The organism is Marinobacter vinifirmus (assembly GCF_002258215.1).
Classification (GTDB): Bacteria; Pseudomonadota; Gammaproteobacteria; order Pseudomonadales; family Oleiphilaceae; genus Marinobacter; species Marinobacter vinifirmus.
Genome location: NZ_NEFY01000001.1, coordinates 12,649 through 38,120 on the forward strand (window position 1 = coordinate 12,649; position 25,472 = coordinate 38,120).

Below are 25,472 nucleotides of genomic sequence, written 5' to 3' on the forward strand. Positions count from 1 at the left end.
GTGTAAGGTGTCGGAAAAGGGTTCGCGGCTTCGACGCGGCAGCCCTGCAATTCACAGGTGATGATCCTTGAACGATATGGCAAAAAATCTGGTTCTCTGGCTAGTGATAGCCGCCGTGCTGCTGATGGTGTTTCAGAATTTCACTCCCACCACCAGCGGGCAACAAGTTAACTATTCCCAGTTTGTCGAAATGGTCCAGCAGGGCCAGGTACGGCAGGTGACGATTGATGGGCTGCAGGTGCAGGGTGTCCGTGGTGACGGCTCCCAGTTCCAGACCATCCGCCCGCAGGTATCCGATAACAAGCTGATGGACGATCTCCTGGCCAATGAGGTTGAGGTGATCGGTAAGGAGCCGGAGCGCCAGAGCCTGTGGACTCAGCTGCTGGTGGCCGCATTCCCGATACTGATCATCATTGCCCTGTTTGTCTTCTTCATGCGCCAGATGCAGGGCGGCGGTGGCGGCAAAGGCCCCATGTCGTTCGGCAAGAGCAAGGCGCGCCTGCTGAGCGAAGATCAGATCAAGACCACCTTTGCTGACGTGGCTGGTGTCGACGAAGCGAAGGAAGACGTCAAAGAGCTGGTGGACTTCCTGCGCGATCCGAGCAAGTTCCAGCGTCTGGGTGGCCGCATTCCCAAGGGCGTGCTGATGGTAGGTCCTCCCGGTACCGGTAAAACCCTGCTGGCCAAGGCCATTGCCGGTGAAGCCAAGGTGCCGTTCTTCTCTATCTCTGGTTCGGACTTCGTGGAAATGTTCGTGGGCGTGGGTGCTTCCCGTGTTCGCGACATGTTCGAGCAGGCCAAGAAACAGAGCCCCTGCATCATCTTCATCGACGAGATCGATGCCGTGGGTCGCCATCGTGGCGCCGGTATGGGTGGCGGACACGACGAGCGTGAGCAGACCCTGAACCAGTTGCTGGTTGAGATGGACGGCTTTGAGGGTAATGAAGGTGTTATCGTCATTGCCGCAACCAACCGTCCGGACGTGCTGGACCCTGCGCTGTTGCGCCCGGGCCGCTTTGACCGCCAGGTGGTGGTGAGCTTGCCGGATATCCTGGGTCGGGAGCAGATCCTGAAGGTGCACATGAAGAAAGTGCCCCTTGCCGATGGCATCGATCCGGCTGTGATTGCCCGTGGTACTCCCGGCTTCTCCGGTGCAGACCTGGCCAACCTGGTGAACGAGGCTGCCCTGTTTGCGGCGCGCCGTAACCAGCGCCTGGTGTCCATGGAAGAGTTGGAGCTGGCAAAAGACAAGATCATGATGGGCGCCGAGCGCAAGTCCATGGTGATGAGTGAGAAAGAGAAGCGGAACACCGCGTACCACGAGTCTGGCCATGCGATTGTGGGTCGACTGGTGCCGGAGCATGACCCGGTCTATAAGGTCAGTATCATTCCCCGCGGTCGGGCACTGGGTGTCACCATGTTCCTGCCGGAAGAGGACAAGTACAGCCACTCCAAGCGCTACCTGACCAGCTCGATTTGCAGCCTGTTCGGTGGTCGTATTGCCGAGGAGCTGACTCTGGGCTTTGAGGGTGTGACCACCGGTGCGTCCAACGATATCGAGCGAGCCACCAGCCTGGCCCGCAATATGGTCACCCGCTGGGGTTTGTCCGAGAAGCTGGGCCCGCTGCAGTACGATACCGACAGCGAAGAGCCGTTCCTGGGTCGTTCTGCCGGGCAGTCTCATACCGTGTATTCGCCGGAAACGGCACAGCGTATTGATGAGGAAGTCCGTAACATCATTGATACCTGCTACGAGACCGCCAAGCAGATCCTGATTGATAACCGGGACAAGCTCGACATGATGGCGGAAGCGCTGATGAAGTACGAAACCATCGATCGCTTCCAGATTGACGACATCATGGCCGGCAAAGAGCCGCGCCCGCCGAAGAACTGGGGCGATAGTGGTCCTGCCGGTGGCGTAAAGGCTGAAGAGCCGGAGCAGGCTCCGGAGCCGAAAGGCTCTGACGACGGGCGCCAGCCCGGAGTAGGGCGTCCGGCCGGCGAGCACTGACTCGCAGCCGAAGCCTGAGTGATATAACGCGCCGCCCGGCCTCCGGGCGGCGTTTGTTTTTGTTTCCCCGAAAGTACTGCCCCTGGAATCCTCGCTATGAAAATGAACTTTGCCGGCCGTGAACTGGACCTCTCCCTGTGCCATGTAATGGGCATCCTGAATGTAACCCCGGATTCGTTTTCGGACGGTGGTCGCTTCAATTCGCTGGAATCCGCCATGATCCGCGCCCGCCAGATGGTGGCGGACGGTGCAGCATTTATTGATGTAGGCGGTGAATCCACCCGGCCGGGAGCGGCAGAGGTTTCCACCCAGGAAGAGCTGGACCGGGTGTGCCCGGTGGTCGAGGCCATTGCCCGGGAGCTGGATGCCGTTATTTCCGTAGACACCAGCAACCCGGCGGTAATGGCAGAAACCGCAAAGCTCGGCGCGGGCCTGATCAATGATGTCCGTGCCCTGCAGCGTGACGGAGCGCCGGAAGTGGCGGCGAAAGCGGATATTCCGGTGTGTATCATGCACATCCAGGGTGAGCCGGACACCATGCAGAATGATCCCCGTTACCGGAATGTGCGCCGGGAAGTCAGCTCGTTTCTGACCGAGCGCATGCGCGTGGCCGAGGCCGCCGGGGTGAACCCGGACAAGATCATCCTGGATCCCGGCTTTGGCTTTGGCAAAACCGTCGAGCACAATGTGCAGTTGCTGGCGACCCTGGAGCAGCTGCACATGCTGGGCCATCCGCTGCTGATCGGTCTGTCCCGCAAATCCATGCTGGGAGCAATCACCGGCCGGGATGTGAATGAAAGGTTGCCCGCAAGCCTCGCGGCCGCGACAATATCGGCCATGAAAGGTGCGAGTATCCTCAGGGTGCACGATGTAAGGGAAACGGTAGACGCCGTTAAGGTAGTAGCGGCGGTTAAGGAGGCAATCTGATGTCCGAGCGTAAATATTTTGGTACCGATGGCATTCGTGGCCATGTTGGCGAAGGCCCGATTACCCCGGAGTTCATGCTCCACCTGGGTTGGGCTGCCGGCCAGGCGTTCAAGAAAGATGGCCAGCGCAACAGTGTGCTGATCGGCAAGGACACCCGGTTGTCCGGTTATATATTCGAGTCGGCCCTGGAGGCCGGCCTGTCTGCCGCCGGAGTGGATGTGAAGCTGCTGGGCCCGATGCCGACACCGGCCATTGCCTACCTCACCCGTACCTTCCGCGCCTCTGCCGGTATCGTTATCAGTGCGTCCCATAACCCGCACCACGACAACGGTATCAAGTTCTTCTCTGCCGCTGGCACCAAGCTGGACGATGCCCTGGAAGCTGAAATCGAGCGCTGGCTGGACCAGCCCATCAAGGTCTGTGAGCCCAACGAACTGGGCAAGGCGACCCGGATTGATGACGCGCCCGGTCGCTACGTGGAATTCTGCAAGAGCACCGTACCTAACGAATTTACCCTCGATGGCCTGCATATCGTCCTGGATTGTGCCCACGGTGCCACCTACCACGTGGCGCCCAAGGTGTTCCGGGAGTTGGGTGCAAAGATTACCGTGATCGGTGCCGAGCCCGATGGTCTGAACATCAACCTGAATGTTGGTTCCACCCACCTGGATGCTCTTAAGCAGACAGTTGCCGAGAAAAAAGCCGACCTGGGCATTGCCTTCGATGGCGATGGTGACCGGGTGCTGATGGTTGACCGTGACGGCTCCGAGGTGGACGGCGATGAGCTGCTGTACATTCTCGCGTACCAGCGCCAGGCCGAAGGGCGCCTCAAAGGCGGCGTGGTGGGCACCCTGATGACCAACCTGGGTGTTGAGCTGGCCCTGCGTGAACTCGGCATCCAGTTCGAGCGGGCGAAAGTGGGCGACCGCTATGTGATGGAGCGGTTGCTGGCTAACAACTGGGTGGTCGGGGGCGAAGGCTCCGGCCATATGGTTATTCGTGACTGCACCAGCACCGGCGATGGTATTGTGTCGGCCCTGCAGGTGTTACTGGCCGTGCGCCATTCCGGTAAAACCCTGAGCGAGCTGCGTCAGGGAATGAGCAAGCTGCCCCAGAAAATGGTGAATGTGCGGGTGGCGCAGCGTTTTGATCCGTTTTCCCGGGCGGATATTGTCGAGGCTGTGCGCCAAGCGGAAGCTGGCCTGGGCGATGCCGGTCGTATCTTGTTGCGGGCATCCGGAACCGAGCCTTTGATCCGGGTGATGGCAGAGGGCCGGGATGCCGCAGAAATTACCCGTGTGGCCGAAGAGCTGGCCCGGGTGGTGGAGCGTTCAAACCCCTGAGTGGCGGTGCGGGGAGCGGGTTGTGTGCAGGAAATGACTGCTGTATAGTTCGCGCTCCCTTTTGTTCGGGGTTTTCGGGATAGCTGAGAATAAGTATGCGTCGCAGGATTGTAGCCGGTAACTGGAAAATGAACGGGTCGAAAGACCTGGTGCAGCAACTGGTTGGCCCGGTTCGCGAGCAGGCTGGCCGTCTCGATAACGGTGCAAAGGTGGTGATTATTCCTCCTGCGCTGTATGTAAGTGCTGTTCAGGCTGAGGCAGGAGATGACCTGGCGACAGGTGTCCAGAACGTCAGCCAGTGGCAGTCCGGCGCCTACACCGGTGAAGTTTCCGCCGATATGGCCCGTGATATGGGGTGCGGCTACGTGCTGGTCGGGCACTCCGAGCGTCGCCAGCTGTTTGGCGAGACCGATGAAACGGTTGCAGCCAAGGTCGAACAGGTTCTGCAAAGCGGTCTGACGGCGGTGTTGTGCGTTGGAGAGACCCTTGAGCAGCGTGAGGCTGGTGATGCCGAGCGTGTTGTGGCCACCCAGGTGATACGCGGGCTGGCCCGTGTTGAGGGTGAAAGCTGGTCGCAGGTGGTTGTTGCCTACGAGCCTGTCTGGGCTATTGGCACGGGCAGAACCGCAACCGCAGAGGACGCCCAGGCTATGCATGCGGAAATCCGCAATGTGCTTTCGAGCATGAAAGCACCTGCCGAATCCATTTCGGTACTTTACGGCGGCAGCGTAAAAGCGGATAATGCGGCCGCTCTGTTTTCAGAGCCGGATATCGATGGTGGTCTTATTGGCGGAGCATCGCTGAAGGCCGATGAGTTTATCAGTATCTGTCGGGCATTCCCGGCGGGTGCGTAATCCGAAACGTTTACGAGAGTCTGTATGGATTGGTTGGAAACACTGGTAGTTGTAGTTCACGTCGTGATCGCCGTGGCGCTGGTGGGCCTGGTTCTGATCCAGCAGGGCAAGGGCGCTGATGCCGGTGCGGCATTTGGTGGCGGTGCCTCGCAGACGGTTTTCGGTAGTCAGGGCAGCGGCAGCTTCCTGACCAGGATGACCACCCTGATGGCGGTTGTCTTCTTTGTGACAAGTTTTTCGCTGGCGATCTTTGCCAAGCAGCGTGCTGAAGTCGCAGGTGAGGCGGGTATTCCGACAGTTCAGGAATCTACCCAGGCCCCTGCAAGTGATAGCAGCGCGCCGGCTATTGACGAAGGCGCAGGTAGCGAAGCCGGGGCCGGGGAGTCTGATCTCCCTGACCTCGAGTAAAGAGTGTTGCCCGGGTGGTGAAACTGGTAGACACGCCATCTTGAGGGGGTGGTAGCGAAAGCTGTGCCGGTTCGAGTCCGGCCCCGGGCACCATATTTGAAGAAGACGGCTTGGCAAACCCAGGCCGTTTTTTTTGGTCAGTCCTTGACCACTCCGCGCGGTGTCCTCTATACTCCGGCGGTTATTGGAGTCAGTGTTTTTTCTGGCTTCCAGGCAGGCCAGGTGTCTGTCGGCAGAGAGCATGGTTGGGTTAGCTTTCTGCGAATTCTTGCAACAAAAGGCCCCATTTTCAGGGGCTTTTTGATTAAGGGGCCTGGCGCAAGGGCCCTGGTGCATAAAAGGGCTGATTAACAGCCCTTTTTTTGTTTTTGTACCCTGAAAATCTGAATACGGAGGCGGCGACACTTGTCAGCCAAGCTTAAACAACTGGAAGACATCCTGCGCCCGGTAGTGGAAGGGCTCGGATTTGAATTCTGGGGCATTGAATTTCGTTCCCGCGGGCATCAGTCCATGCTCCGGGTGTTTATTGATGATGCCGAAAACGGCATCATCATTGAAGACTGTGAAAAAGTCAGTCGGCAGGTCAGCGGTGTGATGGATGTGGAAGACCCCATCCAGAGCGAATACACCCTGGAGGTTTCATCCCCGGGCATGGACCGGCCGTTGTTCCGCCTGGAACAGTACGAGGCGTTTGTCGGCCATAAAGTACATATCAAGCTGCGCATGGCCTTCGAGGGTCGTCGCAAATTCCAGGGGCTGATCAAGGGCGTCGAGGGTGACGAGGTTGTGGTCGTGGTTGATGACCACGAGTACCTGTTGCCGTACGACAGCATTGAAAAGGCCAACATCATTCCGGTTTTTGAATGACACATTCGAACAAATCTGTAGATGTATCGATTATTTTGAGGGCAGGGCAATCCAATGAGTAAAGAGATCTTGCTGGTAGTGGAATCCGTCTCGAACGAGAAAGGCGTCGAGAAGGATGTGATTTTCGAGGCGATCGAACTCGCACTCGCTACCGCTGCCAAAAAACGTTACGAAGACGAAGAAGCCGACATCCGGGTTGCTATCGATCGCCGTACCGGCGAATACGAGACCTTCCGCCGCTGGCTGGTGGTAGACAACGATGCGGTTCCGGCACTGGGCACCGAGCTGACCATGCAGGAAGCCGAAGAGATTGATACCAATCTCCGGCCGGGCGACATGCACGAAGAGAAGGTGGAATCTGTGGCATTCGGGCGCATCGGTGCCCAGGCCGCCAAGCAGATCATCTTCCAGAAAGTGCGCGAAGCCGAGCGCATGAAGATTGTCGACAGCTACCGTGATCGCATCGGTGAGCTGGTATCCGGCACCGTCAAGAAGGTGACACGGGACAACGTTATTGTAGATCTCGGTGGTAACGCCGAAGCGCTGCTGCCCCGTGAGCACCTGATCCCGCGGGAAACCTTCCGCATGGGTGACCGGGTACGGGCCCTGCTGCTGGAAATCCGCACGGATCATCGCGGTCCGCAGCTGATTCTCAGCCGTACCGATGCCCAGATGCTGATCGAACTGTTCCGCATCGAGGTTCCGGAAATCGCCGAAGACCTGATCGAGATCCGTGGCGCCGCCCGTGATCCCGGTTCCCGCGCCAAGATCGCGGTGAAGACCAACGATCGCCGGATCGACCCTGTGGGTGCCTGTGTTGGTATGCGGGGCTCCCGCGTGCAGGCGGTCTCCAATGAGCTGGGCGGCGAGCGTGTAGACATCGTGCTGTACGACGACAACCCCGCGCAGCTGGTGATCAACGCCATGGCACCGGCAGAAGTGGCCTCCATTGTGATGGACGAAGACCGCCACACCATGGATGTCGCCGTCGCTGAAGATAATCTGGCGCAGGCCATTGGTCGTAATGGCCAGAACGTTCGCCTGGCCACTGAGCTGACCGGCTGGACCCTGAACGTGATGACCGAAGAAGAAGCCGGTGAGCGTCAGGAACAGGAATACAACCGCCTGGTTGAGCACTTCACCGCTCACCTGGACGTTGATGAAGAGTTTGCCGGTGTTCTGATCGAAGAAGGCTTCACGTCTATCGAAGAAGTGGCCTATGTACCGATGGAAGAAATGCTGGCGATCGAGGGCTTTGACGAAGACACCGTTTCTGAATTGCGCCGCCGTGCCAAAGACGTGCTGCTGAATCAGGCGCTGGCAAGTGAAGAAGCCCTGGAGGGTGCAGAACCCGCTGAAGATCTTCTGAATATGGAAGGTATGGACCGTGGCCTGGCGTTCAAACTCGCCGGGATGGGTGTTCGTACCATGGAAGATCTGGCCGAGCAGTCTGTGGATGATCTGCTTGATATTGAAGGTATGGATGAAGAGCGCGCCGGTCAGCTGATTATGATCGCACGCGCACCCTGGTTTGAAGACCAGGCCTGATTCGGGAGAGGAGGACCAGTATGGCTGAAGTAACGGTAAAACAACTGGCCGCAGATGTAGGCGCTCCCGTGGATCGTTTGCTGAAGCAGATCGTTGAAGCGGGCCTGAAAGCCCGCAGTGAGAACGACGCTGTCACCAGTGATGAGAAGCAGCAGTTGCTGGCTTATCTGAGAAAGACCCACGGTGAAGCTCAGGCAGAGCCGAACAAGATTACCCTGAAGCGTAAAACCACAACCACGTTGAAGGCCGGCAAGGCAAAAACCGTGAACGTGGAAGTACGCAAGCGCCGCACCTATATCAAGCGTGCGGAACTGCAGCCCGAGCCGGAGGTGGCAGCACCGAAGCCGGAAGAAGTGGCAGAGCAGCCGGTAGCGGAACAGCAAGCGCCGGAACAGGCACCGCAGGTAACTGCAGAACAGGCACAGCCGGAGACATCCGCTGCTGCCCCGGCACCGGAGCAGGAACAAGCTGCTGCCGAGCCGAAGAAAGCCCAGGAGCCCGAGCCGGCACCGGAGGACATTCCCATGCCTCCGCCGGAAGATGAAGGACGGGATCGCAAGCCCAAGAAGAAAAAAGAAAAGGTACGCGAGCGCGGCGACGAAATCGAAGAAGGCAAGCCCAAGAAGAAGCAGGCTGGTCATCGCGGCCCTCGCAGCCGTCCGGTTGAAGAACCTCTTGTTATTTCCGAGGACGATGAAGAAAACCGTCCTCGCAAGCAGCTGCGGGCTAAAAAGAAACCGAAAGAAAAGCGTCATGCTTTCGAGAGGCCAACCAAGCCCATGGTAAGAGAAGTACAGATTCCGGAAACCATCACCGTAGGTGACCTCGCCCAGCGTATGGCTGTCAAAGCTGCTGATGTTATTAAAACCCTGATGGGCATGGGCGTAATGGCCACCATCAATCAGGCGCTGGACCAGGAAACTGCGGTTCTGGTAACCGAAGAGCTGGGCCACAAGCCCAGGGCTGTCAGCGAAGATGCCTTTGAAGAAGAAGTGCTGAGTGAAATCACCGGCGACGACTCAGGCAAAGAGAAAATCAAGCGGGCACCGGTTGTCAGCGTGATGGGTCACGTTGACCACGGTAAAACCTCGCTGCTGGATTACATCCGTCGCGCCAAGGTTGCTGCCGGCGAGTCCGGTGGTATTACCCAGCATATCGGTGCCTACCACGTAGAAACTGATCACGGCATGGTGTCCTTCCTGGATACCCCGGGCCACGCGGCGTTTACCGCCATGCGTGCTCGCGGTGCCCAGTGTACTGATATCGTTATCCTGGTGGTGGCGGCCGATGACGGCGTTATGCCGCAAACCAAGGAAGCCGTTCAGCACGCCCGTTCTGCAGGCGTACCCCTGGTGGTTGCCATCAACAAGATGGACAAGGAAGAAGCTGATCCGGACCGCATCAAGAACGAGCTGTCTGCGCTGGACGTGATTCCGGAAGACTGGGGCGGCGACGTTCAGTTCGTGCCGGTTTCAGCGCATACCGGTATGGGTATCGACGACCTGCTGGAAGCGGTGCTGCTGCAGGCCGAGATCCTCGAGCTGGAAGCTTCTCCGGATGCGGCTGCCAAAGGTGTTGTGGTTGAATCCAGCCTGGAGCGTGGCCGTGGTTCCGTAGCCACTGTTCTGGTTCAGAACGGTACCCTGCGCCAGGGCGATATGGTGGTAGCGGGTTCCTTCTTCGGTAAGGTTCGCGCCATGACCGACGAAGCCGGACGCCAGGTAAAAGACGCTGGCCCGTCCATCCCGGTCGAGATTCTTGGCCTGAACGGCACACCAGACGCCGGTGACGAGTTCTTCGCCGTAGCCGACGAGAAGAAGGCCAAGGAACTGGCTGAATTCCGTCAGACCCGCGAGCGTGAACAGCGTCTGCAACGCCAGCAGGCGGCCAAGCTTGAAAACATGTTCGAGAACATGGGCAAGGACGAGGTCAAAACCCTCAACGTTGTGCTCAAGACCGACGTGCGTGGTTCCCTGGAAGCCATTACCAAGGCCCTGCAGGACCTGGGTAACGAAGAGGTTCAGGTGAAGATCGTGTCCTCTGGCGTGGGCGGCATTGCCGAGACCGACGTCAGCCTGGCCATGGCCACCAACGCCGTTATCTTCGGTTTCAACGTGCGTGCGGATACCGCATCCAAGCGCCTGGTTGAGCAGGAAGGCCTGGATCTGCGTTACTACAGCATCATCTATAACCTGATCGATGATGTGAAAGCGGCCCTGACCGGTATGCTCAAGCCGGAGTTCCGCGAAGATATCGTGGGCATCGCCGATGTGCGTGACGTGTTCCGTTCACCGAAGTTCGGCCAGGTGGCTGGCTGTATGGTGACCGAAGGTACCGTATACCGGAACAAGCCGATCCGCGTACTGCGTGACAACGTGGTGATCTTCGAAGGCGAGCTGGAGTCCCTGCGTCGCTTCAAGGATGACGTGCCGGAAGTTCGCAACGGTATGGAATGTGGTATCGGTGTTAAAGGCTACGACGTGAAAGTGGGCGACCAGATCGAAGTATTCGATCGCGTCCGTGTTGAACGTCAGCTTGAATCCACGGGGGCCTGATGGCACGGGAATACAGTCGCGTAGAACGCATTGGCGACCAGATGCAGCGTGAGCTGGCCCAGCTCATCCAGCGCGAGGTGAAAGATCCTCGCGTTGGTATGGTCACGGTGAACGACGTAAAGGTCAGCCGTGACCTGGGCTACGCCGATATCTATGTTTCACTGCTGTCTACCGAAGAGCTCACCGAGGAATCGCCCGAGGTGAAGGAATCGCTGGCAGTGCTGAACAATGCCTCCGGCTTTTTGCGGGGCCAGGTAGGCCGTGCGATGAAACTGCGGGTGGTTCCCCACCTGCGCTTTCACTTCGATACCCTGCTGGGCCAGAGCCGTAAGATGGATCGGCTGATCCGCGAGGCGGTAGGCGACAAGCCGGCCGTACCCCGGGACGACAACGACGATCCCGTTTCCGACAACCCGGAGCGTGATGCTTGAGCCGTAGACGCAAAGGCCGTGATGTAAACGGCATTCTGGTGATCGACAAGCCTCAGGGCGTTACCTCCAACGGAATCCTGCAGCAGGTCAAGCGCCTGTATGGTGCGGCCAAGGCCGGCCATACCGGAGCGCTTGATCCGCTCGCCACCGGCGTATTGCCGCTGTGCTTCGGGGAGGCCACCAAGTTCTCCCAGATGATGCTGGACAGTGACAAGGCCTATATCACCACTGCGAAGCTGGGTATTCGTACCGAAACCGGCGACAGTGAGGGTGCGGTGGTGGAAGAAAAGCCGGTGCCGGCGCTGACCGAAGAGCAGGTGGAGGCTGTCCTGGAAAACTTCCGGGGCGATATCCAGCAGGTTCCTTCCATGTACTCTGCCCTGAAGCACCAGGGCAAGCCCCTGTACGAATACGCCCGCGAAGGCATCGTGATCGACCGGCCAGCCCGGCCTGTCACCATCTACGAGCTGACGTTGCTGGCGGTGCGCGAGCAGGAGCTCGACCTGGCGGTTACCTGCACCAAGGGTACGTATATTCGCTCACTGGTCGAAGATATCGGCGAAGCTCTGGGATGCGGTGCCCATGTGTCTGCCCTGCGCAGAACCCTGGCCTCCGGTTACACCCTGGCAAATGCCCGTGATGTCAAAGACCTGGAAGCCATGCGTGAGCGGGGCGAGAGCCTGGATGGTCTGTTGCTGCCGCCGGAAAGCGCCCTGACCATGTTCCCCGAGCACCGGTTAGCAGGGCCTGCGCTGGTATCGATCTTGAACGGACAACCGGTTAGAATACCCGGTCAGTCTCTGGAAGGCTTCGTGCGCATTTATGGCGACCGTTCCTTTGTGGGGCTGGCTGAAGCTATGCCGGAAGGCGACGACACCAATCTGGTGCCGCGCCGGCTGGTAAAAAACAACGGCAGGTAACCCCGCCGTTGTTTAGCCGGGCTGTAGAGATGCGCGGTTCGGCCGGATTTAACAGCATCGCAACCTATGAGGTGTAATATGGCACTTTCTGCCAGTGAGAAAGCTCAGATCGTTAAGGATTTTCAGCAAGGTGATGGCGATACCGGTTCCCCTGAGGTTCAGGTAGCTCTGCTGAGCGCCAACATCAACAAGCTGCAGGATCACTTCAAGGCCAACAAGCAGGATCACCATTCCCGCCGCGGCCTGATCCGGATGGTAAACCAGCGTCGTAAGCTGCTGGACTACCTGAAGCGTAAAAACGCCGACCGTTACCTGGAACTCATCCAGCGTCTGGGTCTGCGTCGCTAATCCGGGTTTCGACCTGAAGGTAAAGGCCGGGCTTGTCCCGGCCTTTACCGCGCTTTTCTCCCGTTATTTTTACTGCAGTTGATTTGTCAGTGAAACCGAAGGATTTTCTCTGTCTAATGGAAAGCCGATATTGATAGCAGGTTGTTGAAAGCCCGGGTGCTGTCGGGAAACCACAGTCCCAGCCGGGGTTTTACAACAGCCTGTTAGCTTTCAGACGGGTTGCCTTTCGGTTCACAGGTCAAGCTGCTGCAGTTGAAACCCGAGTTCATAACTGAAAAAAGCAGGAGTTTATTGTGGATCTGCAACCACGTATTAAAACATTCGAAATGGGTGGCGAAACCTTCACCCTGGAAACTGGCCGCATCGCCCGCCAGGCCACTGGCGCAGTACTGGTGAGCTGTGGTGACATCTCTGTTCTGGGCACCGTTGTAGGCGCCAAAGAGCCCAAGCCGGGCCAGGGCTTTTTCCCCCTGACAGTGAACTACCAGGAAAAAACCTACGCCGCCGGTAAAATCCCGGGTGGCTTCTTCAAGCGTGAAGGTCGTCCGTCCGAGAAAGAGACCCTGACCTCCCGCCTGATCGACCGTCCGATCCGCCCGCTGTTCCCAAGCGGCTACATGAACGAAGTCCAGGTTGTGCTGACGGTTATGTCGTCCAGCAAGAACCAGGACCCGGACATCGCTGCCATGCTGGCTGCCTCTGCAGCCCTGGCCATCTCCGGTATCCCGTTCGACGGCCCGATTGGTGCTGCCCGTGTGGGTTACACCAACGAGAAAGGCTACTTCCTGAACCCGACCTTCGAAGAGCTGGGCAGCTCCCTGCTGGACATGGTTGTGGCCGGTACCGACGAAGCGGTACTGATGGTTGAGTCCGAGGCCAAGGGCCTGACTGAAGACCAGATGCTGGGCGCCGTACTGTTCGCCCACCAGGAAATGCAGACTGCCATCAACGCCATCAAGGAATTTGCTGCTGAAAACGGCAAGCCGCGCTGGGAATGGCAGCCTGAGGCAGAGAACACCGACCTGCTGAACGCGATCAAGGCCGAATTTGGTGGTGCCATCGAAGAAGCCTACGCGATCCGCGACAAGATGGCCCGCTACGAGCGTCTGGGCGAGATCAAATCTGCCGCCGTTGAAAAACTGGCCGGTGAAGACGAAGGCCAGCCTTCCGAAGAGGAAGTGAAGAAGTACTTCGGCAAGGTCGAGAAGTCTGTGGTTCGTCTGCAGGTTATCGAAGGCAAGCCGCGTATCGATGGCCGTGACAACAAGACCGTTCGCCCGATCAAGGTCGAAGTTGGTGTACTGCCGTCCGTTCACGGTTCCGCCCTGTTCACCCGTGGCGAGACCCAGGCCATCGTAACTGCCACCCTGGGTACCACCCGTGACGTGCAGATCATCGATGCCCTGGAAGGTGAGCGCAAAGACCCGTTCCTGTTCCACTACAACTTCCCTCCGTACTCCGTAGGTGAAGCTGGCCGTATGGGTAGCCCGGGCCGTCGTGAAATCGGTCATGGTCGCCTGGCCAAGCGTGGTGTAGCCGCGGTTATGCCGACCATCGAAGAATTCCCGTACGCCATCCGTGCGGTATCCGAGATCACTGAATCCAACGGTTCCAGCTCCATGGCTTCCGTATGTGGTTCTTCCCTGGCGCTGATGGACGCGGGTGTGCCCCTGAAGGCGCCGGTTGCCGGTATCGCCATGGGTCTGGTTAAGGAAGGCGATAAGTTTGCCGTTCTGACTGACATCCTGGGTGACGAAGACCACCTGGGCGACATGGACTTCAAGGTTGCCGGTACCAAAGACGGCGTAACTGCCCTGCAGATGGATATCAAAATCCAGGGTATTACCGACGAAATCATGGAAATCGCCCTGGAGCAGGCCAACGCTGCGCGTCTGCACATCCTGGACGAGATGAACAAGGTTATCGCCGAGCCCCGCGCCGAGCTGTCTGAGCGCGCTCCGAGCATCACCACCATCAAGATCCATCCGGACAAGATCCGTGATGTTATCGGTAAGGGTGGTGCTACCATCCGTGGTATCTGCGACGAGACCGGTGCTTCTATCGACCTGGATGACGACGGCAACGTGAAAATCTATGCCGCTGATGCCGCCGCCGCTCAGGCTGCTGTAAACCGGGTCAAGGAAATCACTGCCGAGATCGAAGTGGGCGCAATCTACAAGGGCCGCGTTGAGCGCATTGTGGACTTCGGTGCCTTCGTTAACATCCTGCCGGGTAAGGATGGTCTGGTACATATCTCCCAGATCTCCGAGCGCCGCATCGAGAACGTGACTGATGAGCTGAGCGAAGGTCAGGAAGTTCTGGTTAAGGTTCTGGATGTCGACAACCGTGGCCGCGTGAAGCTGTCCATGAAGGAAGTTAAGGAAGGCGAGCAGCCGACTGACTTCGCTGACTGATTTTTCAGTTAGTCAGTAACACGAAAACCCGCCTTCATGGCGGGTTTTCTGTTTTATAAGCTTTTATTTTTTTCGTGTGATTTTGTGGCTTTCGTGGCTAAAAATTCCTTTCCATAAAATCCAGCACTGCCTCCCTGTACGCCGGAATTACAAACGTCGCCGCATGGGGAGTATCTGTTCGCAAAAATTCCTTCGGCTGCTCCGCCGCTTCATACAACCGCACACCATGCTCGAACGGAATAATGCCATCACGCACGCTGTGGATAATCATCACCGGCACCGGTGACACACCGGCGATCCTGTCGGTGCCTTCGTAGTCATCCGGAATGGTCCAGCTCAGGGGGTACTGGAACGGCCAGGTGAGCCAGAACAGGCCGAGCTTCTCCCGGGCGATGTAGCGGAAGCCGGAGAAGGTGCCGTCGAGGATGAGGCCATTGAGTTCGGGTTGTTCGTTGCGCTGCACCCATTCGCTGGCGAGGGCAACGCCCAGGGCTCCACCGAGGCTCTGGCCCAGCAGGTAAAGCGGGCGGTTGTGTGTGTCTTCCTGTTCGATCAGCCAGCGTAGGCCGGTTTCTACGTCGTGTAAAGCGCCTTCGATATCGGGTGCACCAGTAGACTGGCCGTAACCGCGATAGTCGAGGGTGAATACGTTGTAGCCCTGTTCTGGCAGCCATGCGGCGTTGAGGATGTGGGCGCTGACGTTCTGGGCGTTGCCGTGCAGGTAGTAAACCGTGCCCTTGGCGGGCTCGTCGGTGAGGGCCGGGAGCCACCAGCCGTGGAGGGTTTCGCCGTCTGCAGTGTCGAGGTAGATATCCTGGTAGTCCAGGTTGAGGCGATCCGGGGTGATGTAGGTGGTTTTGTCCGGGTAGAAGAACACGCTGCTGCAGCCGGTTTGCAGCAGTGCGGTGATGGCCAGCAGGGCGACGATGGCCGCCCTGGGGTTCAGAAGTAGGCGTGAAGGCCGGCTTGCCATGTGCTTTGGTACCTGTCGAAGTGGTCTTCCCGGGTGAATTTGGCGAATACGCTGAACTCCCGGCCGATGTGCCAGTTGCCTTCGGCGTACAGCTGGTCTTGCCGGTGCTGGCTGCTGATGATCCAGGCCTTGGTTTTTGCGCCGGCCAGCAGGCTGAAGCGGTTGTTCTGGTGCAGCAGGCCTAGGTCTGCACCGGGGGCGAAATCGTGGCCGCGGCGCAGGTCGTCATCGATTTCCACATCGGCGGTGGCAATGGCGAACGCCTGGGTATTCTGGCCAAGGCCCCAGCTGCCACCGGCACCACCTTCCAGGTAGGGCGTGAGCACGCGGTTATCACCGGTATCGGTGCGGCGGCCACCAAAGCCCACCTGCCACGAGATTGGCGAGAAGAACGGGTTTCTCGGGCTCAGGGAGCGTATTTCCACCCCGGTGATCTGCTCCACCTGCAGTTCGTCGTTGTCGTGGTAGAGGCGGGCGTCGAGGCGCAGGAATTGCAGCTGCGCACCGGTGCGGTAACCGGCGGGCGGGTCCAGCACATCGTGGTAGGCGGGCCGGAGAGTCAGCTGGGTGAACTCGCTGTGGGCCATTTGGCCGGAGCCCAGCCTCAGGCGGAAGGTGTCATGGCCCTGGTCGTCGCGGATGTCAGGCTCCGGTACCTTGGGCAGTTCTTCCGCCCCGTCAATCTGGCTGCGGGATACCAGCAGCTGGTGGGACAGCGGTGCCGCATGCTCCCGGGGCCAGCCTTCGGCTTCGCTCTGGTAGCGCACGTAGTCGTAGGTCGCGTCCAGCAATTGGGCACGGTCGTTCTTCTCCAGCTCCCGGACTTCCGGCCCGTTCACATCCACATAGCCGTTGGCGACCGCAGCGGCGATGGTCCGGTGTTCAGGAGGCAGGCTGTCGAGGCTGTGGGCAACGGAGGTGGCGGCGGAGGGGCGGTAATGAATGCTTTCCACCAGCCCGGCATCCCGTACCCAGCGTACGGTGTCAGACGGAATGGCGTGAGTGCTTACTTCATCCAGAAGGTCAGTGCCCGGGCGGGCGGCGTCAATCAGTGCCAGCAGGCGGTAGGCACAGTTTTCGTCGAAGAAGTAATAGTCAAAGTTCTTGTCCTGAATCTCCCAGGTATGGGCCAGCAGCGTGTCGACCTCCGGCTGGGTGAGGTTCAGGGTGTATTCCCACAGGTCCCGGTGTTCGATGTCGTTGTACAGCCGGATCATTTCGTAATATGGCTGGATAGCTGTGATGCCCGGATAGCCTCCGAAGATTCCGCGATACGCAAACAGCAGTTCGCTGTCGTGTTCGGCGGCATCGGCTGCGTAGGAAATGGTGTTGGCCAGCAGCAGATCGGTTTCTTCGTCGTCCTGGGGCGGGTCCAGCCGCAGGAAGGTGTGGCCGAACATGGAGGACGGGCTGTTCAGGTACGAGGCCGCAAACACCAGGGTGACTTTCTCGGTGTTCAGGGTCTCGGCCCATTCGTCGTAAGCCGGGCAGTCTACCGGGGTGTTCGGTAAATCCAGTTGTTCCCGCAACCAGGCATCCCGGGCCGGGAAACGGCAGCGGGCATGGTCATCACCACCGCCGGGCTGGCGGATGGCTTCCAGGGTTGCCTGTAGTTCTGCTTCCGGTGAGGTTTTGCCATTCTCGCTCAGGAAAAACGCAGGGTCGTCTGCCTGGCTGGTGAAACCGGAGCCCAGGGCATCCTGGTGGTAGTGGCCAAGTGTGAGCCATACCGGATGTTCGTGAAGGTTGTCGGGAATGGCGGCAAAGGTTGCCGGGGTTGCGAGTGAACATGCAAGCCAGAGTGCAGCCTGCCCAGTGCGCAAGGGGTAGCCCATGGGAATTGTTTACGTCCGGTTTAGATTGGTACGGCGATAGTGCGCCATCCATGGCGCGGGTTCAATCCTTCGGGTTTAGCCGTTCAGGCGGCTACGTACTTGCTCAGAGACTCGTCCTGTTCCATCAGGGAAACGATGGAATCTACCGCTTCACCGGAGGTGGTGTCAGAGTTCGGGAAAATGGCTGCAAAGTTCTCTTGCAGTACTTTGCGGAAGGTATCACGGTCGGCTTCTTCTACACCCAGCAGAACGGCCAGGGTGTCCAGGTTTTCGCCGGAACCACGGGACATGTCACGGGCAACCTTGTCGATGTTGCTGTCCATGTACATAGCCATGGATTGAACAGACTGGTTGGTGGAGCAGCCCAGAGTACCGGTGGTCATACCGAAAGTCTGGTTGCCGAAGGTTGCGTTGGTGGTGGCGGCCAGTACGTGTGGAGCAATACCGGATTGACCTTTCCAGATCATGGCGCCAACACCACAGCCAGGCTGGGCGAATGCCATGGAAGATGCGCCAAGAAGAATTGCACCTGCGATCAGTTTTTTCATTATCCACTCCTTTATGTGGTTTTTTGCTTCGTCGCATACCCTGCAACCGGAATTTCCTGGGTTGGCTGCAAGACAACGGCCCCGGCCGGTGCCGGTTTGGTTGAAGACCGTTACTACGAGTATAGATCAAAACTGGCTTGGGTAAATAAATCAGTGTATTGGAAGAGGGAAGGGGTGGCGGGGAGGCGTGGCGAAGAGGTTTCTTATGCCTAAATGTGATGGTTTTCTCAAAATTTAACCGATCTTGTCATAAGCAGGCACTTTCAGTATAGTGCGCGCGGCCATGACGGCCGAGTAACAACACATGGAGAAGTTTTGTGAAAAAAAGCACTGATTGCATCTACCCTTCTGGTGGCCGGCGCAATGTCCGGTTGTTCCTCCCTGAATGTCAGCTCTAACCCGGTTCCCCTGCATGGCAGCGTGACCACCGATATCAAGGCCGATATCGAAGTGGGTGAGAAGATTACTGGCAAATCCTCCGCAACCAAGATCCTGTTCTTCACCATGAGTGACGACAGCGAATACGCCGATGGCATGACCTACGGCAACGGCGGCGGCAGCGGTCTGGGGCTGGGTGGCCTGGATCCGGTTTCTGCGGTGAAGTCTTCTGCTGCCTATAATGCCATCAAAACCTCTGGCGCCGATGTGATTGAAGCTCCACGCTACATCGCAAAGAAGAATGACTATCTTGTTTACGGCACCATCGACGTAACCGTTGAAGGTTATAAGGGCACGATCCGCAGCGTAGAGTAACGGATCTGGCCATGCCAGAAAAAAGCCGGAGCAGGGCAGGACCTCTCCGGCTTTTGTGTTTTTCAGGCAGCCTTAACCCCCCAGGTAAGCCTCCCGCACCTCCGGGTTCGCCAACAGGTTTTTGCCGGTATCGTGCAGCCGGATACGCCCGGTTTCCAGTACATAGCCCCGGTCTGCCAGGTTCAGCGCCTGATGGGCGTTCTGCTCCACCAGAAACACCGTTATGCCTTCTTCGCGCAGGTGACCGATGATCTCGAAGATCTGCTGGATGATGATCGGAGCCAGACCCAGTGAGGGCTCATCCAGGATGATCATTCTGGGTTTGCTCATCAGTGCCCGGCCGATGGCCAGCATCTGCTGTTCACCGCCCGACATGGTGCCGGCCCTCTGGTGCTCCCGCTCTTTCAGGCGCGGGAACAGCTCGTACACGTGCTCCTGGCTTTTGCGGATTTCGGCCTTGGTGTTGAAGAATCCCCCCATATGCAGGTTCTCTTCCACCGTCAGCCCCGAGAACACCCGCCGGCCTTCCGGCACAATGGCAATGCCGGAACGCATGATGTTGGAGGTGGCTTCGTTGGTAATGTCGCGGCCTTCCAGAATTACCCGGCCGGCGCTGGCTTGCGGGTTGCCGCAAACGGTCATCAGCAGGGTGGTCTTGCCGGCGCCGTTGGCACCGATCAGGGAGACAATTTCGCCTTTGTTCACCTCCACAGACACCCCGTGCAAGGCCTCGATCTTGCCGTAGTGGGTATGAACGTTTTCCAGTACTAGCATGGTGTTTCCTCAGGCCTCGCCCAGATAGGCTTTGATCACATCGTCGTTCTGGCGGACTTCTGCCGGGGTGCCGCTGGCCAGGGGGCGGCCCTGGTTGATCACGGTTATCCGGTCGGAAATGTCCATTACCAGGCTCATGTCGTGCTCGATCAGCAGTACCGACACGTTGTAGTCGGACTTCAGGCTGACAATCAGCTGGTTGAGGTCTTTGGTTTCGGCCGGGTTCAGGCCGGCGGCGGGTTCGTCAAGCATCAGCAGCTTGGGCTCGGTCACCATGCAGCGGGCAATTTCCAGCCGCCGCTGCTGGCCATAGGCCAGGTTGCCGGCTTCCCGGTTGGCCAGGTCCAGCAGGCCTACCCGGTCGAGCCAGTAGGTGGCCCTGTCCAGTGACTTCTGTTCCCGCTCCCGGTAGTTCGGGGTTTTAATCAGGCCTGCCAGCAGGTTGGTGTTCAGGTGCCGGTGCTGGGCCACCAGCAGGTTTTCCACCACCGTCATCTGGTTGAACAGCCGCACGTGCTGGAAGGTGCGTACCATACCCAGCCGGGAGATCTTGTAGTCAGGCGTGCCCTGAATCTCCCGCCCTTCGAAAAGGATCTTGCCGCCGGTTGGCTTGTAGAACCCGCTGATGCAGTTGAACACCGTGGTTTTACCGGCTCCGTTCGGGCCGATGATCGATACGATTTCCCGTTCCTGTACGTCCAGGCTTACCTGGTCGACTGCCAGCAGGCCGCCAAAGCGCATGGACAGATTGGATACTTCGAGCATGCCTGTCACTCCTGCCGTTTCAGTTCAATGTGAATCCTGCGCATGGGCATCAGCCCCTGCGGCCGCCAGACCATCATCAGCACCATGGCAGCACCGAAGATCAGCATGCGGTAATCGGCAAACTCCCGGGCCAGCTCCGGGAGGATGGTGACCGCAATGGCGGCGAGGATAACGCCGATCTGCGAGCCCATGCCGCCCAGCACCACAATGGCCAGGATAATGGCGGATTCCAGGAACACGAACGACTCCGGGCTGATAAAGCCCTGCTTGGAGGCAAACACCGTACCGGCGAAGCCGGCAAAGAAAGCACCGATGGTGAAGGCGGAGAGCTTCACCGCCGTGCGGCTGAGGCCGAGCGAACGGGCAGCAATTTCATCTTCCCGCAGGGCTTCCCAGGCCCGGCCAACGGGCATGCGCATCAGCCGGCGGATCACCAGTGCGGTAATCACCGCCAGCACCAGGGCAATCAGGTACAGGAAGATCACCTTGTGCTCGCCGCTGTAGGCAATGCCAAAGGTTTCGTGGAAGGAGGTATTTCCTTCTTCCTTCACCCGCCGGCCGAATTCCATGCCGAACAGGGTGGGTTCGGGAATGCCGCCAATGCCGTTGGGGCCGCCGGTTACCGCCGTCCAGTTATTCAGCAGGATGCGGATAATTTCCCCGAAGCCGAGGGTCACGATGGCCAGGTAATCACCCCGTAACCGCAGCACCGGAAAACCCAGCACCAGTCCGAAGAGGGCCGCCAGGCAGGCACCAATGGGCAAGGCCGCCCAGAAGCTGAAGCCGAAATACTGCGACAGCAGCGCAAAGGTGTAGGCACCTACCGCGTAAAAAGCCACATAGCCTAGGTCCAGCAGGCCAGCCAGGCCTACTACCACGTTCAGGCCGAGTGCGAGCATGACGTAGATCAGCACCAGCGTGGCGAGGTCTACCGAGCCGCGGGACACCAGGAACGGCCAGAACAGGGCAAATACCACGATGGCGGTGAGCACCCAGGATTCCAGCTTTGCCCGTTTGGCCTGGGGCATGGGCTCGCGCCCGCTCAGCGGGTTCAGTTTCGGCAGTTTGCCCAGGTTACCCATAATGCTGTCGCGGAACAGCTGGAAGAAAAACACCACGAATGCGGCCAGTACCACCGAGATCACGGTAGACGTGGTGGCGCCTTCCAGGCCCACCTTTGTGCCTTGCGCCACCAGGTTCAGGCCCAGAATGGGGTAGGCAATAATCAGCGTTACGATTGCGCAGAACAGCGCATGTTTGAAGTTGGGAGTGGCCATCAGATCTTCTCAACCTCCGGTTTGCCAAGCAGTCCGGTGGGTTTGAACAGCAGGATCAGGATGAGCAGGCTGAACGACACCACGTCTTTGTATTCACCACTGAGGTAGCCGGACGTCATGCTTTCTGCCACACCCAGAATCAGGCCGCCGAGCATGGCGCCCGGAATGCTGCCAATGCCGCCCAGTACCGCTGCGGTAAAGGCCTTCAGGCCGGCAATAAAGCCGAACAGCGGGTCAACCGAACCGTAGTACATGCCCAGCAACAGGCCCGCCACCGCAGCCAGCGCCGCGCCAATCACAAAGGTGGCAGAGATGATGCGGTTGGTGTCGATACCCAGCAGGTTGGCCATGCCCAGATCCTGCGACACTGCGCGGCAGGCGCGGCCGATGCGGGACCGGGAGATAAACAGGCTGAGGATGGTCATGCACACCAGGGTGGTGATAAAAATGGTGATTTGCATGTAAGACAATGAAAGCTGGAAGCCCTCTGCCGAACCGAAGCGGAAGCTGCCTTCCATCAGGGCCGGAAAACCGATGTTGCGGGAGCCCTGGGCCAGGTGCACATAGTTCTGCAGGAAAATGGACATGCCGATGGCGGAAATCAGGGGGATCAGCCGGTGCCGGCCTCGAACCGGTCGGTAGGCAACCCGTTCGACCGCCCAGCCCATGGAGCTGGACACAATCACGGCGCACAGCAGCGCGACAATCAGGATCAGGGGAAGCCAGGCAATGCCGAGGGTAGCCAGGCCGGTAATGGCAATAAGCGCGGTGTAGGCGCCGATCATATAGATTTCGCCGTGGGCGAAGTTGATCATGCCGATGATGCCGTAAACCATCGTGTAGCCGATGGCGATCAGGGCGTAGGTGCTCCCGATCGTCAGCCCGTTAATGAGCTGCTGAAAGAAATACAGGAGGTCTTGCATGGGTGTGGAGCTCCGAGAAACAGCGCCCAGAAAGGCACCTTCCCCCGGATCACGGCGGGAAGGTGCCCTCGTTTATATTTCAATTAAACGAATCTGGCTTAGTTTGCCGGAGTCTTGCTGCCGTCGGCGTGCCACTCGTACACAACAAATTCGAAGGCTTTGAGATCGCCGGCCTTGTCGTACTGTACGGTGCCGATCGGAGTTTCAAAGGTGCCGGAACGCAGGGCGCTGGCTACCTCGAACGGGTCCTTGGAATCCGCCATCTCGATACCTTCAGCAATCAGCTGAACCGCGGTGTAGGACGGCAGAACGAACGGGCCGGAGGGGTCTTCACCTTTCTCGGCGAAGGCCGCCACCAGTTCCTGGTTTTCCTCTTTCTGGTCGAACGCCGGTGGCAGGGTTACCAGAAGGCCTTCGGCGGCATCGCCGGCAATGGTGTTGATGTCTTTGTTGCCCACACCTTCAGGCCCCATGAACTTGGCATCAACATCGGCCTGGCGCGCCTGGCGCAGGATCAGCCCCAGCTCCGGGTGGTAGCCGCCGTAATAAACGTAGTCCACGTCGGCCTGCTTGATCTTGGTAACCAGGGAAGAGAAGTCTTTGTCGCCGGCGGTGATGCCTTCAAACATGGCGATTTCAATGCCGCCGTCTTTCAGGGTGTCGCGCACGGCCGTGGCAATACCTTCACCGTATTGCTGCTTGTCGTGAACCACCGCCACGCGCTCGGGCTTCTGGGCGGCAATGTAGTTGCCGGCAACCGGGCCCTGCATGCTGTCCAGGCCAATGGTCCGGAACACCAGCTCGTAGCCGCGCTGGGTGATTTCCGGGCTGGTGGAGGCCGGGGTAATCATCAGGATGCCTTCGTCTTCGTAGATGTCAGACGCCGGCTGGGTAGAGCTTGAGCACAGGTGGCCCACCACATACTGAACGCCTTCGTTCACCAGTCGGTTGGCGACGGTTACGGCCTGCTTGGGGTCGCACACATCGTCCACTTCAACGGCAACGAGTTCTTCACCCATCACACCGCCGGCGGCATTGATGCGTTCGATGGCCATGCGTGAACCGGAGAACTGCATGTCGCCATACTGGGCTACGGGGCCGGTCATGGGGCCTGCAATACCAATCTTGATTTCAGCAGCAGCCTGGCCGGCAGCCATCAAGGCAACGGAGGCGCTTACAGCGGTAACGAGTTTCTTTACGGAGGTATTCATCGCGTTTTTCCTGTTTGTGTCAGGGTTATTCTTATGTTCTCAGAGACTTAAGAAACACCACCACCCGAGCCTTGTCAAGCATGGGAACTGAGGCATTTGCTCCGGAACACAGCGTTGCTATTCGAAGTTGAAATAGCAAACGCCGTGCCGGTCTCCGGATGATTACGCGTCCGTGCTGTCGTCCTGGTCAATAAAGACCAGGTTCCTGAAACTCTCGTGATCTTGTAGCTGTTCAAAACTCGGGTCTACCGAGGCGTCATCCCGGTACGCCTCGGAAATGTTGATGGCTTTTTCCAGCGTGGCTACCGCATCTTCCCAGCGGCCGATCTCGGCATAGGCGCAGGCCAGCTGGTAATGGGCGTGGCCGTTATCCGGAGCCAGCTTCAGTGCCCGCTGGCACAGGCTGATGGCCCACAATGGCTCGCGTATTTCCAGCACCGCGTCGGCCTTGTAGCTCAGGGCCTCTACGTCGTCTGGCCGCAGGTCCAGAATCTGGTCGTAGGCAGCGATCTTGTTCTGCTGGGAGGTTTCCTGGCTTGCCTTCAACCAGAGCGCGTGCACCTCGTTGGTGCGCTCAATCTCCGCCTGGTTCTGGTGAATGATCTCGGATTTCTGCTGCAGCTGTTCTTCAATAAACTTCAGCCGCTGTTCGTATTCCACCACCAGTTCGTTCACCCGCTTTTCGGCCAGGCTGGTGAGCTGGTGGCGCATATCGCGGATGGAGTTCCAGCCGATCACCACCAGGATGGAGGTGGCACCGGCAATCAGGTAGAAAAAGTAGGTAACGGTATCGGTGGCGTAAGACATGGACTTGTCGGCCACGGACAGTTCTTTCTCTACCACTTTTTCGATCAGCTCGGCCCGGGTGTCCTGCATTTCTTTGCGCAGGGCCTTGGACTCGTCCAGCAGGTACAACTCCACAAAGGGAGTGTACATGGGCTTTTCGAGGGTTTTGATGCTTTCCTCAACGTCTTCTGCGGTGAGCTCTTTGTCCGGCCCCAGTTGCTGCTGTTGTGCCTGGAGCGTGGTGGCGAAGGCGAGCGCAAAGACGAACGCTAGAAAGTATCTGATCATCAACCGTTTCCGTTTTCTGGTGCATGTATTGGCTAGCAGGTGATGACCTTAGCATAGTGGCTGGCGGAAATAATGCCGCATAGGGTGTTGAATGCAGCGGGCAGAAAGGGCACAAGCTAGGTAATATCCGCCACTTGCATTCTGCGGTGCAAAGACCTCTAATAATTAGAGGTATAAATAACTGGTCCTGAGTGGAGTAGGGTGTGAATAATTACGAGCAGGTGTTGGTAGCACTTCGGCGGGTTATCCGGGCAACGGATCTGCATTCCAAGCGGTTGAGCAAGCACGCAGGCCTGACCGGGCCGCAGCTTCTGATTATGCGCACCATCCGGGACTTGGGTGAGGTGACCATCGGCACCATTGCCGAGAATGTGAGCCTGAGCCAGGCCACGGTGACCACCATTCTGGACCGCCTTGAGTTGCGCAAGCTGGTGTACCGGGTGCGCAGCACCCAGGACAAGCGCAAGGTGCACGCCCACCTGACCGAAGCCGGCGCCGAGATCCTGGCCCGGGCTCCGAACCCCCTGCAGGAAGATTTCATCCAGAAGTTCCAGAGCCTGGCGGAGTGGGAGCAGACCATGATCCTGGCCTCGCTGCAGCGCGTGGCCAATATGATGGACGCCGACGACATCGACGCCTCGCCGGTACTCACCGTAGGCTCCGTCCTCAAAGACGACGGCTGGAAAGAAAAAGCCTGAAAGCTAAGCCCCGCA

Annotated in this window: 23 protein-coding genes and 1 tRNA gene; 15 read left to right on the forward strand and 9 right to left on the reverse strand. The window is 58.6% G+C overall.

Going from position 1 to position 25,472, the window contains the following annotated elements:
• The first annotated feature begins 67 nt into the window (after positions 1–67).
• From ftsH to pnp, 13 genes are all read left to right on the forward strand, one after another.
• Entirely contained in the window at positions 68–2,011 is a 1,944-nt protein-coding gene (gene ftsH / locus B9Q17_RS00050) for an ATP-dependent zinc metalloprotease FtsH (RefSeq protein ID WP_173637051.1), read from the forward strand.
• Between the two features lie 96 nt (positions 2,012–2,107).
• Positions 2,108–2,938 (forward strand): dihydropteroate synthase, encoded by an 831-nt coding sequence (gene folP / locus B9Q17_RS00055; protein WP_094623618.1) that lies wholly within the window; start codon positions 2,108–2,110, stop codon positions 2,936–2,938.
• Positions 2,938–4,281: a phosphoglucosamine mutase gene (gene glmM, locus B9Q17_RS00060; RefSeq protein WP_094623619.1), complete on the forward strand. Its 1,344-nt coding sequence runs from the start codon at positions 2,938–2,940 to the stop codon at positions 4,279–4,281. Before folP ends, glmM begins: the two co-directional genes overlap by 1 nt.
• 95 nt (positions 4,282–4,376) lie before the next feature.
• A complete protein-coding gene (tpiA, locus tag B9Q17_RS00065) occupies positions 4,377–5,135 on the forward strand; it encodes a triose-phosphate isomerase (protein ID WP_081697549.1) in 759 nt (252 codons plus the stop codon).
• Between the two features lie 24 nt (positions 5,136–5,159).
• Positions 5,160–5,543, forward strand: coding sequence for a preprotein translocase subunit SecG (gene secG, locus B9Q17_RS00070; RefSeq protein WP_022988297.1), 384 nt, complete (start codon positions 5,160–5,162; stop codon positions 5,541–5,543).
• Positions 5,544–5,551: 8 nt separating this feature from the next.
• Positions 5,552–5,636, forward strand: a tRNA-Leu gene (locus tag B9Q17_RS00075).
• 312 nt (positions 5,637–5,948) lie between these two features.
• Positions 5,949–6,410 carry a ribosome maturation factor RimP gene (rimP, locus tag B9Q17_RS00080; protein WP_094623620.1) on the forward strand — a complete coding sequence of 154 codons (462 nt, stop codon included), beginning with the start codon at positions 5,949–5,951 and terminating at the stop codon, positions 6,408–6,410.
• Between the two features lie 54 nt (positions 6,411–6,464).
• On the forward strand, positions 6,465–7,958 hold the full coding sequence (gene nusA, locus B9Q17_RS00085; protein WP_022988295.1) for a transcription termination factor NusA: 1,494 nt from the start codon (positions 6,465–6,467) through the stop codon (positions 7,956–7,958).
• Between the two features lie 20 nt (positions 7,959–7,978).
• A complete protein-coding gene (gene infB, locus B9Q17_RS00090; protein ID WP_094623621.1) occupies positions 7,979–10,513 on the forward strand; it encodes a translation initiation factor IF-2 in 2,535 nt (844 codons plus the stop codon).
• Positions 10,513–10,944, forward strand: coding sequence for a 30S ribosome-binding factor RbfA (gene rbfA, locus B9Q17_RS00095; protein WP_022988293.1), 432 nt, complete (start codon positions 10,513–10,515; stop codon positions 10,942–10,944). Before infB ends, rbfA begins: the two co-directional genes overlap by 1 nt.
• Positions 10,941–11,864 (forward strand): tRNA pseudouridine(55) synthase TruB, encoded by a 924-nt coding sequence (gene truB, locus B9Q17_RS00100; RefSeq protein WP_094623622.1) that lies wholly within the window; start codon positions 10,941–10,943, stop codon positions 11,862–11,864. The genes rbfA and truB overlap by 4 nt, the downstream gene beginning before the upstream one ends.
• Before the next feature lie 78 nt (positions 11,865–11,942).
• Positions 11,943–12,212 carry a 30S ribosomal protein S15 gene (gene rpsO, locus B9Q17_RS00105; protein WP_011786757.1) on the forward strand — a complete coding sequence of 90 codons (270 nt, stop codon included), beginning with the start codon at positions 11,943–11,945 and terminating at the stop codon, positions 12,210–12,212.
• Positions 12,213–12,511: 299 nt separating this feature from the next.
• On the forward strand, positions 12,512–14,626 hold the full coding sequence (gene pnp, locus B9Q17_RS00110) for a polyribonucleotide nucleotidyltransferase (RefSeq protein WP_244177287.1): 2,115 nt from the start codon (positions 12,512–12,514) through the stop codon (positions 14,624–14,626).
• 97 nt (positions 14,627–14,723) lie between these two features.
• Here the strand turns inward: pnp and B9Q17_RS00115 are convergent, their stop codons facing one another.
• The 3 genes from B9Q17_RS00115 to B9Q17_RS00125 form a co-directional block, all read right to left on the reverse strand.
• The gene (locus B9Q17_RS00115) at positions 14,724–15,599 is read right to left on the reverse strand and encodes an alpha/beta hydrolase (protein WP_094623624.1); all 876 of its coding nucleotides are present in this window, start codon (positions 15,597–15,599) and stop codon (positions 14,724–14,726) included.
• Entirely contained in the window at positions 15,569–17,434 is a 1,866-nt protein-coding gene (locus B9Q17_RS00120) for an Lnb N-terminal periplasmic domain-containing protein (RefSeq protein WP_094623625.1), read from the reverse strand. Before B9Q17_RS00120 ends, B9Q17_RS00115 begins: the two co-directional genes overlap by 31 nt.
• Positions 17,435–17,517: 83 nt before the next feature.
• Complete coding sequence (locus tag B9Q17_RS00125) at positions 17,518–17,982, reverse strand: DUF3015 domain-containing protein (protein WP_022988288.1); 465 nt, start codon at positions 17,980–17,982, stop codon at positions 17,518–17,520.
• A 363-nt stretch (positions 17,983–18,345) separates the two neighbouring features.
• On the opposite strand from B9Q17_RS00125, the gene B9Q17_RS00130 reads away from it, so the two are divergent.
• On the forward strand, positions 18,346–18,735 hold the full coding sequence (locus B9Q17_RS00130; RefSeq protein ID WP_094623626.1) for a hypothetical protein: 390 nt from the start codon (positions 18,346–18,348) through the stop codon (positions 18,733–18,735).
• A gap of 72 nt (positions 18,736–18,807) precedes the next feature.
• On the opposite strand, the gene B9Q17_RS00135 is transcribed toward B9Q17_RS00130, so the two are convergent.
• From B9Q17_RS00135 to B9Q17_RS00160, 6 genes are all read right to left on the reverse strand, one after another.
• On the reverse strand, positions 18,808–19,509 hold the full coding sequence (locus B9Q17_RS00135) for an ABC transporter ATP-binding protein (RefSeq protein WP_094623627.1): 702 nt from the start codon (positions 19,507–19,509) through the stop codon (positions 18,808–18,810).
• Between the two features lie 9 nt (positions 19,510–19,518).
• A complete protein-coding gene (gene livG, locus B9Q17_RS00140; protein WP_022988285.1) occupies positions 19,519–20,274 on the reverse strand; it encodes a high-affinity branched-chain amino acid ABC transporter ATP-binding protein LivG in 756 nt (251 codons plus the stop codon).
• 5 nt (positions 20,275–20,279) lie between these two features.
• The gene (locus B9Q17_RS00145; RefSeq protein WP_094623628.1) at positions 20,280–21,551 is read right to left on the reverse strand and encodes a high-affinity branched-chain amino acid ABC transporter permease LivM; all 1,272 of its coding nucleotides are present in this window, start codon (positions 21,549–21,551) and stop codon (positions 20,280–20,282) included.
• A complete protein-coding gene (gene livH, locus B9Q17_RS00150; RefSeq protein ID WP_022988283.1) occupies positions 21,551–22,474 on the reverse strand; it encodes a high-affinity branched-chain amino acid ABC transporter permease LivH in 924 nt (307 codons plus the stop codon). Before livH ends, B9Q17_RS00145 begins: the two co-directional genes overlap by 1 nt.
• A gap of 98 nt (positions 22,475–22,572) precedes the next feature.
• Positions 22,573–23,685, reverse strand: a complete 1,113-nt coding sequence (locus B9Q17_RS00155; RefSeq protein WP_094623629.1) for a branched-chain amino acid ABC transporter substrate-binding protein — start codon at positions 23,683–23,685, stop codon at positions 22,573–22,575.
• A 162-nt stretch (positions 23,686–23,847) separates the two neighbouring features.
• Entirely contained in the window at positions 23,848–24,759 is a 912-nt protein-coding gene (locus B9Q17_RS00160) for a tetratricopeptide repeat protein (protein ID WP_094623630.1), read from the reverse strand.
• Positions 24,760–24,962: 203 nt separating this feature from the next.
• Between B9Q17_RS00160 and B9Q17_RS00165 the strand changes: the two genes are divergently transcribed.
• A complete protein-coding gene (locus B9Q17_RS00165) occupies positions 24,963–25,457 on the forward strand; it encodes a MarR family winged helix-turn-helix transcriptional regulator (protein ID WP_022988280.1) in 495 nt (164 codons plus the stop codon).
• Positions 25,458–25,472 lie beyond the last annotated feature (15 nt).